Raw genomic sequence first — 12,987 nt, forward strand, 5'->3', positions numbered from 1 at the left:
ACCTCAACGCGGCGGGCGCCGGGCCTCCCGGAACCAGACCCGGTACTGCTCCATGCGCGCAGCCTGATCCGCCGGCGCATGCCGGGTGCAGGTGGAGTACTCTTCGGTTCCAGGTTCGGCTCCCCAGCGCACTTCCACGCAGTCGTTCGGATTATACGCAACTTCCAGGGCTTTCCGGCGCGCAAACAGCTCGGCGAGCGAAAGCCGCCAGGGACTGCCGTCGCTGCGGTGGTAGACGATGGACGCATCGCGGAGGCGCTCGGCATCCAACCGCTCCAGTTGCGTCTTGACCTCCGACGGCGACCGACCGCGCAGGACGAACAGTTCCGGATAGCGCACCACCTGATCGGGAAGCTGCGACATGACCTTGAGTGCGATGAGCAGGCGCATGTCGCGCGACGGCGTGGAGTAGTCCTCCCATGGACCGATGGTCTCGAAAACCGCGCCGCCGGCGGGCATGGGGATGACGGCACGGGGATGCTTGCGGAAGTACGCCTCGCCATTTTCCACCGAAGCCACCCGCGTCTCCAGTTGTTCCATCAATGCCTCGAACATGGCCTCGTGGGCCTGCCGCGGATCCAGCCCTTGCGGGTTGATCAGCCGCCCCATGTCGGCATAAAAGTCCTCGGGCGACAGCTCGCCCTGTTGGTCCGAAAACGGCGCGATCAAGGCGGAGTGCGTCAGTTCCGCGTTGCCGGGAATCCGGACGGCCGCACCCGCAGACAGGAGCGGCCGGAAGGCCTTGAAGCCCGGCCCCGCGCCAGCCACATCGTCGGCGAAGAGAAACGTCCCTTCCCAGAACCGCTTGCGGCTGATGGAATTGTCGGGCTGGGCGTCCACGGCGAGCAACATGCCGTTCCGGTCCGCCGACTGCGGGACCCATTGGGCGATCATGAGCACGTGACCGTAGGGGTCGGCGTAGACCGTCCCCGGCCACAGATACTCCCGCTTGAGCGGCACCGGGTAGAAATCCGTGGCACCGTCCCGGAGGCCGGTGCGGGCGCTGCCCGAATGCACCGTATCCATCACCTTGCGAATGACCGCCGTGAACATACCCGCCGACACAGGGCCCCGCGCGAAGCCATCGGCGACGGTGGCCGCACCGCAGCGCGGCGGCTGGCTGGCCGTACCCCGGCTGCAGGCGCGGTAGGCCATGGGCAGACCGGTTTTCCAGGCGAAATAGGCGCGCAGGTAATACGGCAGATCGGCGCAATCGGGATCGGTCGGAATGTGCCGGTCCTCACCCGCGCCGAAATGGTCGTACAGAAAATTGCGGGACGGGTCCGTCAGCACCGGCTTGAGCGAGGGGAGGTTGACGCTGTCCTCGAGCGGATAGTCGAACAGTGTTTCGACCCAGGCGGAAAAAAACGCCTCGGTGGCGCGATCCCACCGGCCCGGGCGGATGGCCGCCGTACCGCCGTCCACGTTCAGGTCCAGGCATGCCACGGTCCCCTCCGCGCCGCGCGCCTCCATCCGATAGTTACCCGGCTCAGCCCGGCCGATCTCTGCCGCCAGGCTCCAGGGCGGACCGCCCCGGCGCTCCGGCTCGAGCGGCAGGCTGGTTCCATCGGGAGCGCGCACCGACAGGTTCTGGATCGGCACATCGGCGGAAACCGCCATTATCTTCAGTGGCTCGCCCGGCACGGGAATGCGCGGCGAAACCCGGATCGAAGCGCCGGAGTCCGTGGACTGACACCGCGGCACACCGGGAACCTCAGCCGCCGGCGCCTCGCCCGGTATTCCAGCGACACTCACCACCACGACCACGAGACACCACAACCTTGAAAACATCGCCCCCCGCCCATTCAAGACACGGCGCCACCGGCCGCGGACCCATCCGCCCCGATCCTGGCAGGGACAGGGCGGCGCAGGGCGGCGCAGGCCGCCGGAAAAGGCAGGCATCACTTGCAGCCAAACCGTTAAAGTTTTGATCTGGATCAAATTTCGCCGCGCCAGAATCCGTATAGTCCTGCTCCGGGTCTCATGCCCCAATCTGGCCCACGAGACCGCGTCCAGTATCACACACTAAAACGAGGAGGAAAAAATCCATGGCATTAATGACGTGGACCGCAGCAGAATTCGGCACCAACGTAGGCTTCGCCGACGACCAGCACAAGACCATCTTCGACATGGTCAACAAGCTGCATGACACCGCCGCTACGGGCAATCGCAGCGAAATCGGTAAGCAACTGGACGCGCTGATCGATTACGTCGTGATGCACTTCAAATCCGAAGAAACCGAGATGCAGAAGAAAGGCTACGCCGACTTCGCCGCGCACAAGGCCGAACACGACAAGCTCGTTGGCGTCTGCGCCGATCTGCAGAAGAAGTTCCACGCCGGGGAGGCCGAGGTGAACCAGGACACCACGCGCTTCGTACGGGACTGGCTGGTCAACCACATCCCCAAAGTCGACAAACTGTACGGCCCCTGCCTGAGCGCATAACGAGAGCGTTCCTCCCGGCCCCGCTCCGGCGGGGCCTCCCTTCTCCCGGAGGCAAGGATGCCTCCAGTCCGGTCTTTCCCGCGGTCTCCTCTACGCTACCGCAGTCGCTCGATGGCAAAATGGCGCGGCCTTGCCCGAGTCCGACACACTCATCGACCGGAACGCCCGCCATGACCATCCTCGGCATCACACTGATCACCCTCGTTACCGGCCTGGCGAGCATGGGCATCCACGGCATGATCCAGCGATGGGTGGACCACCGCAGACTGCGCAACCTCAACGACGTGGCGGCGGCCGTGTATACCAATTTCGGCGTGCTGTTCAGCCTGATCCTGGGAATCCTGATCGGCCAGGGAGAAGAGCGGCGGGGGGACATTTCCTCGGCCGCCGTGCATGAAGCCGCCATCCTCATGGACCTGGTCAATGTGGCGCAAGCCTATGACGACGAGGTTGGGCGCGCCGTGCACACCGCTGCGATCGGCTATGCGAGCGCCGTCATCGATGAAGAATGGCCACTGCTGGCCGAACACCAGGGCGGGCGGATCAAACGCGCGCCGCTGGAACAGTTGTGGCGGATCAGCAAGGCGATCGACCCGAACGGGCCGCGCGGCCAGGCCCTTTACGACACCACGGTGTCGATGCTGGAAAACCTGGCGGAAGCCCGCTACGAGCGGATCTCCGTAGCGAACGACAATCTGAGCGACTTACTCCGGTTCGTGCTATGGGTGGGGGCTGCTTTCACCATCGCTTTCCTCTGGTTCTTCGGTGCCGAAAACCAGAAGGTCCAGCTCCTGCTGACCGGCATCGTGACGAGCATGCTGTCGTTGGTACTGATCCTGGTGTTGTCCATGAACAACCCCCTGGCGGGCGAACTGGGGGTGCGGCCCGAACCGTTCGTCAAGCTGCTGCGGGACTTGTCCTCAGCATCCTGACGGGTCTCAGACGTCGCGCAACACCGCGAACTCGGTGAACTCGCCGGTGACCGCCATTTCCCGGACATCGAGCCCGGTGACTCGCGCCAGGGGCGGACCGCGCCGGCACCAGACCAACAAGGCGTCTACGCTTTCCGCATCGCCCTCGGCGACCAGCTCCACCCGCCCATCCGGCAGGTTGCGCACCCACCCCGTCAGCCCCAGCTCCGAGGCCTTCCGGGCCGCCGATGCTCGGTACCAGACACCTTGCACCCGTCCTGCGACGAGGACATGAACCCGCTTCATCTTTCCACTCGCTCCTGATCTTTCACCGCTGACGGTCCGGCGCGAGGATACGCCAGCATGCATGGATTCTGGGGTTACGCTCGAAATCCTTCGGCAAGGTGAGGCGGCTGACGTCCTCGACCGCGCAGCCCGCCAGCGCCGTCTCGTCGAGTCTGAACCGGCGGCGGTTGGTGGAAAAAATCAGCATACCGCCGGGTTCGAGCAGGGACACGACCTTTTTCAGCAGCGGCCCTTGGTCGCGCTGAATGTCGAAGCTGCCCGTCATCCGCTTGGAATTGGAGAACGTCGGCGGATCGAGGAAAATCAGGCCATAGCGGCGTCTGCGGTCAACCGCCTGCTCCAGCCAGTCCAGGCAATCGGCCTGGATACGCAGGTGATCGCGCTCGCCGAAGCCGTTCAGGGCCAGGTTGCGACCCGCCCAGTCGAGATAGGTATGCGACATGTCGACCGTGGTGGTCGAGGCCGCGCCGCCGCCGGCCGCGTACACCGTCGCCGTCCCGGTATAGGCGAACAGGTTGAGGAAATGGCGATCGCGTGCCACCTGCTGGATCAGACCGCGGGTGATGCGGTGGTCGAGGAACAAGCCGGTGTCCAAGTAGTCCTCGAAGTTGACCCAGAAGCGCCAGCCCCCCTCCTCCACCACATGGAAATGTGCGGTCTGGCCCTGTTTGACGTACTGTGCATCGCCCTTCTGACGCCGCCGCACCTTGAGGAAAATCTGCTCATGCGGCACTTCCAGCACCTCCGGAATCATGGCGACCGCGCCGGCCAAGCGGCTTTGCGCCTTCGCCGGATCGACGCTGGCAGGCGCCTCGTATTCCTGCACATGGACCCAGAGCTTCTCACCCTGGTAGATATCCACCGCCACGGCGAATTCGGGCAGGTCGGCGTCGTACAGCCGGTAGCAACTCACGCCGTTCCTGCGCGCCCAGGTCCCCAGGTTGCGCAGGTTCTTGCGCAGGCGGTTGGCGAACATTTCGGACTGTTCCGCAGGGATGGCGCCGCGCCTGGCTTTTTCCGCGATCTGCCGCAACTTCTTCTGGCCTTCGGTCTCGGGAACGCCGGAGCGCGGGGTGAAGAACCGTTCGGGCGCGATGTCGAACAGGAACAGCCGGCACTCCAGCGCGCCGTTGTAGAGGGTATGGTAGCGCCCCGCCCTTATCCCGATCTGGAACGCCAGTTCAAAGTTGCCGGTCAAGAGGGCGGCGTTCCAACCCCGGAAATGCCGCTGCAGGGTTTCGCCGAATTCGCGGTAGACCGGGATCAGACTCTCAACGTCGCCCAGCCTTTCGCCGTACGGCGGATTGACCACGACCAGCCCCGGCCGTCCTTTCGGGCGTACATCGGCGGCGACCTTGCGTTCGACGTGGATCCTGCCGCGCAGGCCGGCCCGATCGATGTTGTCGAGCGCCAGATGGATGGCGCGGCGGTCCAGGTCGTAGCCGAGGATGGGTGGCAACCGCGCGAGCCCGGCCTCGGCCCGCTCACGGGCCTCGGTCAACAGCTTCCGCCAGAGTTCGAGGTCGTGGCCCTTCCAGGCGAGAAAACCGAAATACTCGCGGAACGAGCCGGGAGCGATGTCTGCCGCGAGCAACGCACCTTCGATCAGCAGGGTGGCCGAACCGCACATGGGATCGATCAGACTGCCGCCCCGGGCCGCGATGTCCGGCCAGCCGGCACGGATCAGGACCGCCGCCGCCAGGTTCTCCTTGAGTGGCGCCGGCCCGGCCTCGGTGCGATAGCCGCGCCGGTGCAAGCTGTCGCCCGAAAGATCCAGACCGATGACCGCCTGATCGGCATCCAGGTGCACATTGATGCGAATGTCCGGCCGTTCGAGCCGGACCGAGGGCCGCCGTCCGCAGTGTTCGAGAAACTGATCGGCGATCGCATCCTTGACCTTCTGGGCACCGAACAAGGTGTGGGTGATAGCCGAACGGCGCGAGGAAAAATCGACGGCGAGCGTGGCACCGGGCCCGAAATGCCGGCCCCAGTCGGTGCGCTGCACGCCGTCGTAGAGCGCCTCCGGCGTCGCGGCGGCGAAGCGGTCCAAGGACATCAGTATCCGGTTGGCCAGCCGTGACCACAGACAGACGCGATAAGCCGTTTCCAGCGTACCGCGGAATTCCACCCCGGCGCGGGTTTCCTTGATGGATTCGGCCCCCAGCCCGTCCAGTTCACGGACGAGCAAAGGTTCCAGGCCCTTGGGAGCCGTAGCGAAGAAATCTCGGGTCATGGGCATGATGAATCGATCGAATTAGCAGGAAGGGGCCGGGCCGGCCCAGTCGCGCAGGCTCACGCCGGCCAGGGCGGCTGACAGGGAAGTCTCCGCAGCGGCCAGCCCCAGGGCGACCGGCTCCGGAACAGGCAGACCGTCTGCCTTTCCGCGCAAGGCTTCGAACACTTCGAGCACAGCGATCGTCCCCGGATCACGGGCGGGGAGGAAACCCGGACGGCCGTGGTCGATGGCAACGATGAGGCCGGTCTGCTGCAGCAGCGACAGCAATTCTCCGGTGAGGACTTCCGGAAGGTTGAGCGATTCGGCCAGATCCGGGAGACCGGGCGGAGATTGTCCGGCCATGAAACGCCGGACGATCAGGTACATGAGCGCCAGCCCTCCGTGCTCCCACAACCGGTTGTCCGCCCTCGTCCTCCCCGTCGACTGGCCGATGCATTGGGGATTCTGGAAGAAAAAACTGCACTGCGCGCCCAGCAGGACGATCAGCCAGCTCACGTACAGCCATACCATGAACAGCACCAGGATGGCGAAGCTGGAATACACCGCGTGATATTGCGACGACCCCGCGACGAACTCCCCGAACACCCAGCCGGCCAATTCCCACATCGCACCCGCGACCACACCGCCGAACAGGGCCGAACGCAGCTTGACCCGAGCGCTGGGAATGACCCAGTAGAACAAGGTGAAGGCCAGGATGATCGCCGCATAGGGCAGCACATGTTCCGCAAGACTCCAGGCCCAGCCGGCCGTACCTCGACCGGAATGGCGACCCAGGAGTCCGGTCATGCTGCCGAAGGCCGACAGCAGCAGCAGCGGGCCGACCAGGGTGAAGCTCAGGTAATCGCCGAGCCGGCGCCAGAGGTTGCGGGAAGTGCGGGTACGCCAGACATGGTTGAAGGACTCCTCGATCTTGTCCAGCATGGTGATGCTGACGTAAAACAAAAACAGGAAGCCCAGAAAACCGAGCACCCCAACCTTCATCCGCTTGACCGAGTCGATGATGGCATCCTTCACCTGCTCCGCGTTGGCTCCCAACGGATCGAGCAGTTCCGACAACAAAGGCTCGAGCCCGGTGTGCGCACCGAACGCCTTGAGCACGGAAAACGCCACGGCGAGCAAAGGAATCAGCGCCAGCAGGCTGGTGTACACCAAACTCATGGCACGGTAATCCAGCCCGCCGGCGCGGATTTCGCCCGCCAGCGCGACCGCGCAGCGCAGAACGAGGGTCAAGCCGCGGCGTACCGGCTCGTACATGTCGCGGACCGGTCGCCGGTAGGGGAGGTTCATTGCAAAAAAGTCGAATGTCTCAATCCGCCGCCGCCTCCCGATCGGGCCGACAGCGGTACAGTTGCCGTTCGTACGTTTGGGCGGTGGCCGCCACTTTTCTGGCGATGTTCATCAGCCAAGGCTTGGACAGATAGCTGCGGCGCTGCCACCCGCCCCAGCCCTCATGGTAGGCGAGATACAGGTTGTAGGCGTCGCGCTTGGAGACGCCCAGCCGGTTCTGCGACTGATGCGCATACCAGCCGAGGAAATCGGCCACATCCGCCAGATCGTCCCGATCGCCGCCGGCGTTGCCGCTCCTTTCGGTATAAAGCTCCCAGGTTCCATCCAACACCTGGCCGTAGCCATAAGCCGAGGTCGGATGCCAAAGCGGTATCCCCAGGAACCGGACCTTCGGCGGCCGCGCGTCTTCCACGAAATCCGACTCATGCCTGATGATCGCCATCTGCACCGGAATGGGCAGCCCCCATTTCAGCTCTGCCTGGCGGACCCCTTCATACCAGTCGTCCTTTTCGGTAAAGATGGCGCAGATGTCGGCGGGATTACGGGGTGGCGCGGCGGCGCAGCCCGCCAGGAGCAGCAAACCCAGCACGAATGTCTTCTTCATGGGATCCGGACCGAAGCCGCCGGGAGCCGCCCGTCAGCGGTGTTTCCCTGCCGATCTGGCGTCCGTTTTCCGGGTCTTCGCGCCGTGCCCGGTGGAAGTCTTGGGGGCGGCGGAGGCGCCCTTCCCTTTCCGTGAGCCGGCCATCCCGGTCCTGGCCCTGAGGACCGGCCCGGATTTGGCCGCCGGCTTGGCCCGGGCCGCCGCCCCGCGGCCATCGGGCGGCTGGGCCGCTTGCGGCCGGGTGGAAGGCGCTGGCTCGGCGAGTTCCAGCGGCGGCTGAACCGCCACCAGTGCGCCGAACTGCCGGAAATGCATGGCCTCCAATACCATGGCATTGGTGCCGGCGCTCATCGCCCGGTTGACTCGGTCCTTGGTCTCATACCAGCCGGCGTACCACCCCCGTTCCGGATCGAACAAGCCCGCGGCCTTTTCCGCCAGTTGCCGGCCATACTCCGTATCGTACAGGACATGCCAGCCGACGGCATCACCGGCGTTAAGGAAACGGAAGTCCGAAACCTCCCTCCCATCCGTCGCCAGCGTCTGCCACGACCGGGTCCCGGCATAAACGGCGTTGTAGACGAAATACGGCGCCTCGTCGACGGGGCCGGAACTGGCCGCCGTCAGCCTGCCGGTCGCCTTGAACCGGTTTTCCTGGGCGCGGAACACCCGCCATGCTTCCTCCCGACCGTCACGGTCCCAGCCGAATTCCAGCCCTTCGATGACATAGGGCTCGCCGACGGTGTAGTTGCGGGTGGAAAATCGTTCTGGCGGCCGCGGATCGAATGGTACCTCAACGCCTTGGACCTTGGCATAGCCATGGGACACAGCGACCGCCGGCGCGGCGATTCCCATCAGCGCAAGGGCCTTCGCCGCGTAGGCCTCATAGGCTCCGCGTCCTTCCTGGGAATACTCGACCTGCCCCTGCGCATCGACGACCGCGCCGGTCAGCACGCCTTCCCGCACCAGCCGGTCGAGCCGCCAACGCCGCACCACGGCGCTCGCCTCGGCGGCATGGGCTGGATAGTTCCAGACGATGACATCGAGCGGTACCAGCACCCGGGCGATATCGACCGCGGACCAGCCGACGCCCCGATCCGAAGGCAGCCCCTCCGCATCCGCCATCCCGAGCGTTTCGGTGAGATAGAACCGGTTGGGGAGTTCGCCCTGGAACAAAGGGATCCTTGCGAGAGCGTTTAGAACCCGGCCCAGGCGCTGGTCGAACTCGCTGCGGTCGATGACGCCAAGGCGGTGGGCGGCAATCATGGCGAGCAGATGGGAACCCGTATCCCACAAGGTGGTGACGGAACGGCCGTCGGCCGCGTCGACCAACCCCGTCTCCTCCTGGGAATTGCGCTGGAAATAGCGCCAGGCAGCCTGGGCCCAACGGGTCTCTTCCTCGGACAGGGCGCCGTGGAGGGCACCGGGTATCTCCCCGGCGGGCAACGGCGGCGGCACGGGACAGGAAGGCATCTCCAACCATGACACCAGTGCGGCCGCGCTCAGGAGCCCGAGGATCACCACCAGATGCTGGCGGGCAGCGAGTAACGCCTTCGGATAGCTCATGCCTGGACCTCTTGCGCAGAAGGGGATTCGACGGGAACGTTCCGCGCCGAGAGACTGACGGTGCCCGACAGCAGAACGACGTTGTAAAGTCCCCACAGACCGTTGACGAGCAGACCAGCCGGATCCGGGTGGCTGCCGAAGGCGAAGCGGGCCACGGCGAAAAACATTCCGCCCAGCGTCAAGGCGGTGGCCGCGATGCGGAATTCGGCCAGCCGGGACAGGTCGCGCGCCCGCTTGCTTTTCACAACCATGGGAAACCGCCGTCCCCGCATCACCGCCCACAAGGCGTGCAGATCCACCGGCAACAGGGCCAGCGAGGCGGCCCGGTGCCGGAAACAAGACACGCCCCAGGTACCCGTCATCATGGCCAGCTCCGCAGTCAGAAGGAACGGCAGGAGATGGATGAAAAACTGCGGCGAATAAGCGGCGACCGGTGCGATACCGGTGTAGAGAAACACGATCGGCGCCAAGAGGAACACCGAGTGCCACAGGCAGCCGAAGCTGGACCACAGCGTCTGGACGTACAGGAGCCGCTGGGGCAGGCTCAACCCGCGGGAAAAAACCGGGTTGTCGCGTAGCGCGATCTCCATGAGACCCAGGGTACGGCGGAAACGCCGGACGACCGCTTCCCGCGGAGTCTGCGGCGATGACATCCTGGACTCGACGCGGGGATGCAGCACCGACCGCCAACGTCGGCCACGGCAACCGTGGAGCACCATGGACGCATAAAAATGTTCGGATTCGCGCAAGTGATACGGCGCCACCCCGGCATCCGCGGCCGCTTGGCGCGTCACCGACTCGACGAAATCGGCGCGGCATTCCTGGTCGCGGATCCCCTTTGCGAACCGGCCAACCGCTTTGCCGACCCGTCTGACGCGCACCAGATCCACGGCCTCCGCGAGCGCGTCACTGCGGTACACCGCGCCCGCTCCGCACGAACAGGCCGCATCGGCCCGGTCGCGCCGTCGCTGGATCACATCGAAAAACAGCGCCGGGTCGCTGCCGTACGGGTCTCTGCCGATCCATACCGGTCCTGCCACGGCTTCGCACACCTTTGCCACGGCCCTGCCCGTGGGGCCGAAACGGTGTCCCAGGACATCGCCCAGCGGGATGCCCTGGGGGACGTCGTCATACCACTGCGGGGTCTGCACCCAGGCCACGGCCGGGTCGCGGAAATACCCCAGGGTATGCTCCAGGAAGGATGGAAACATCCGGGTATCGGCATCGCAGAATACGATGAAATCCCCTCGTGTCTCCTCGACGATGCGGCGCAGATTGTGCGTCCCCAGGCCATCCTGCTCCTCCGGCACGAGGTAGGCGACCTCCAATGAGTCCGCGAGCTGTTTCATGGCCGGGCGGTGGCCGGCATCGTAAAGGTGCAGCCTTATCTCGATCCGATAGGGATAGACCAGCCTCTTCGCACATTCCAAGCTTTGGCGGACCAGCGCCGCCTCCTCGTCACAGGTCACGACACACACGTCCACGGCCAGCGGCCGGTGGGGTGCAGCGAGTTCGGAAACGCACTCGGAGATCCAGTGAGGCGCAGACCGCGAGGGCCGGGCGGCGGTCCGCCACAGATTGTAGGCGAACAAGGCCCAGGCGAGATAAGCGCAGCTTTCGGCGACAACCACCGGCACCGAGAACCACAACGCGTGCTGGTTCAGGGATGCCGTCCAGCGCCAGCCCAGATACCAGGCGCCCAGAACAAGGGCGAGGGTCGCCAGGTATTGGTAGAGCGACTCACGCCACGGCGACAGAGGCAGCGGCTCGGGCACCCCTCTATCATCGAACCTGTCCAAATCGTGACCCATCCTCTTGCCTCGCAGTAAAGATCGGCCCGGCAATGCGGCCCGTCGTGATAGTAAGGCAGAACCGCCGGGGCCGGAAGCTCAATGCCCGTTCCCCAAAAAGGAAAAGGCCCCACCCGGAAGGGGTGGGGCCTTTTCCATCAGCCTTGGAACGAGGGTGGCGGGGCTTGTCCTACATCATGTCGCCCATGCCACCCATGCCGCCCATGCCGCCCGGCATCGGCGCCTCCTCCTTCGGCTCCTCGGCGACCATGGCCTCGGTGGTGATCATCAGGGAGGCGACGGAGGCGGCGTTCTGCAGCGCGGAACGGGTCACCTTGGCCGGGTCGAGAATGCCCATGGCCACCATGTCGCCATACTCCCCAGTCGCGGCGTTGTAACCGAAGTTGCCAGCACCTTCCGCGACCTTGTTCAACACCACCGATGGCTCGTCACCCGCATTGGCGACGATCTGCCGCAGCGGTTCCTCCATCGCGCGGCGGGCGATGCTGATACCGACGTCCTGATCGTGGTTCGCGCCCTTGAGGTCGCGCAGCTTGGCCAGCGCCCGGATCAGGGCCACGCCGCCGCCCGGTACGATGCCTTCTTCGACGGCGGCCCGGGTCGCGTGCAGCGCATCTTCCACGCGCGCCTTCTTTTCCTTCATTTCGACTTCGGTGGCCGCACCGACCTTGATGACCGCGACGCCGCCGGCCAGCTTGGCCAGACGTTCCTGCAGTTTTTCACGGTCATAGTCGGAGGTGGTGTCCTCGATCTGCTTGCGGATCTGCGCCACGCGGCCCTGGATGGCCTCGCTGGAACCCGCGCCGTCGATGATGGTGGTGTTTTCCTTGGTGATCTGGACCTTCTTCGCGGTACCCAGATCGGCCAGGGTCGCCTTCTCCAGGCTGAGGCCGATGTCTTCGGAGATGACGGTGCCGCCGGTCAGTACGGCGATGTCTTCCAGCATGGCTTTACGACGGTCACCGAAGCCCGGCGCTTTCACCGCTGCGACCTTCAGGATGCCGCGCATGTTGTTGACCACCAGGGTGGCCAGGGCCTCGCCTTCGACGTCCTCGGCGACGATCACCAACGGCCGCCCGGCCTTCGCCACCCCTTCCAGCACCGGCAGCAGTTCGCGGATGTTGGAGATCTTCTTCTCGTTGATGAGAATGAAGGGATTCTCCAGCTCGGCACTCATGCTCTGCTGATTGTTGATGAAATAGGGGGACAGGTAGCCGCGGTCGAACTGCATACCCTCGACGATGTCGAGCTGGTTCTCCAGCCCCGATCCATCCTCGACCGTGATGACGCCTTCCTTGCCCACCTTGTCCATCGCCTCGGCGATGATCTTGCCGATGGATTCGTCGGCGTTGGCGGAAATGGTGCCGACCTGGGCGATCGCGTTGCTGTCGGTGCACGGCACGGACATGGCGTGGATTTCGTCGACCGCCGCAGCGACGGCCTTGTCGATGCCGCGCTTGAGGTCCATCGGATTCATGCCGGCGGCGACGGCTTTCAGGCCCTCGGTCAGGATCGACTGCGCCAGCACGGTGGCCGTGGTGGTGCCGTCACCGGCCACGTCAGAAGTCTGCGAAGCGACTTCTTTCACCATCTGCGCCCCCATGTTCTCGAACTTGTCGGACAGCTCGATTTCCTTCGCCACGGACACGCCGTCCTTGGTGACGGTGGGCGCACCGAAGCTCTTTTCCAGCACCACGTTACGGCCTTTCGGACCCAGGGTGACTTTCACCGCGTGCGCCAGAATGTTGACACCGCGCAGCATGCGGGTGCGTGCATCGTCGCTGAACTTTACTTCTTTAGCTGCCATTTGGATTTACCTGCGATT

The 12,987-nt window shown here is 64.9% G+C and carries 10 protein-coding genes; 2 read left to right on the forward strand and 8 right to left on the reverse strand.

The genetic code is table 11. The features are described from left to right. Positions 1-3 precede the first annotated feature (3 nt). Positions 4-1,791, reverse strand: a complete 1,788-nt coding sequence (locus tag H156_RS0101270; RefSeq protein WP_017364877.1) for a hypothetical protein — start codon at positions 1,789-1,791, stop codon at positions 4-6. Positions 1,792-2,048: 257 nt separating this feature from the next. Between H156_RS0101270 and H156_RS0101275 the strand changes: the two genes are divergently transcribed. Then, complete coding sequence (locus H156_RS0101275) at positions 2,049-2,444, forward strand: bacteriohemerythrin (RefSeq protein ID WP_010960053.1); 396 nt, start codon at positions 2,049-2,051, stop codon at positions 2,442-2,444. A 170-nt stretch (positions 2,445-2,614) separates the two neighbouring features. Further along, a complete protein-coding gene (locus H156_RS0101280) occupies positions 2,615-3,376 on the forward strand; it encodes a bestrophin-like domain (protein ID WP_017364878.1) in 762 nt (253 codons plus the stop codon). A 6-nt stretch (positions 3,377-3,382) separates the two neighbouring features. Here the strand turns inward: H156_RS0101280 and H156_RS0101285 are convergent, their stop codons facing one another. The 7 genes from H156_RS0101285 to groL all read right to left on the reverse strand — a co-directional run bounded on the left by H156_RS0101285 (position 3,383) and on the right by groL (position 12,969). Then, positions 3,383-3,661, reverse strand: a complete 279-nt coding sequence (locus H156_RS0101285; RefSeq protein ID WP_017364879.1) for an acylphosphatase — start codon at positions 3,659-3,661, stop codon at positions 3,383-3,385. Between the two features lie 22 nt (positions 3,662-3,683). Continuing rightward, the gene (rlmKL, locus tag H156_RS0101290) at positions 3,684-5,900 is read right to left on the reverse strand and encodes a bifunctional 23S rRNA (guanine(2069)-N(7))-methyltransferase RlmK/23S rRNA (guanine(2445)-N(2))-methyltransferase RlmL (RefSeq protein WP_017364880.1); all 2,217 of its coding nucleotides are present in this window, start codon (positions 5,898-5,900) and stop codon (positions 3,684-3,686) included. Between the two features lie 15 nt (positions 5,901-5,915). Beyond that, positions 5,916-7,184 (reverse strand): YhjD/YihY/BrkB family envelope integrity protein, encoded by a 1,269-nt coding sequence (locus H156_RS0101295; RefSeq protein WP_017364881.1) that lies wholly within the window; start codon positions 7,182-7,184, stop codon positions 5,916-5,918. 19 nt (positions 7,185-7,203) lie between these two features. Next, entirely contained in the window at positions 7,204-7,788 is a 585-nt protein-coding gene (locus H156_RS0101300; RefSeq protein WP_017364882.1) for a transglycosylase SLT domain-containing protein, read from the reverse strand. A 33-nt stretch (positions 7,789-7,821) separates the two neighbouring features. Next, the gene (locus tag H156_RS0101305; RefSeq protein ID WP_017364883.1) at positions 7,822-9,351 is read right to left on the reverse strand and encodes a DUF3131 domain-containing protein; all 1,530 of its coding nucleotides are present in this window, start codon (positions 9,349-9,351) and stop codon (positions 7,822-7,824) included. Then, positions 9,348-11,126 (reverse strand): glycosyltransferase, encoded by a 1,779-nt coding sequence (locus H156_RS0101310; protein WP_238536832.1) that lies wholly within the window; start codon positions 11,124-11,126, stop codon positions 9,348-9,350. The genes H156_RS0101305 and H156_RS0101310 overlap by 4 nt, the downstream gene beginning before the upstream one ends. Positions 11,127-11,331: 205 nt before the next feature. Further along, a complete protein-coding gene (gene groL / locus H156_RS0101315; protein WP_010960045.1) occupies positions 11,332-12,969 on the reverse strand; it encodes a chaperonin GroEL in 1,638 nt (545 codons plus the stop codon). Between the last annotated feature and the right edge of the window lie 18 nt (positions 12,970-12,987).

The sequence above is a fragment of the Methylococcus capsulatus str. Texas = ATCC 19069 genome (genome assembly GCF_000424685.1).
Classification (GTDB): domain Bacteria; phylum Pseudomonadota; class Gammaproteobacteria; order Methylococcales; family Methylococcaceae; genus Methylococcus; species Methylococcus capsulatus.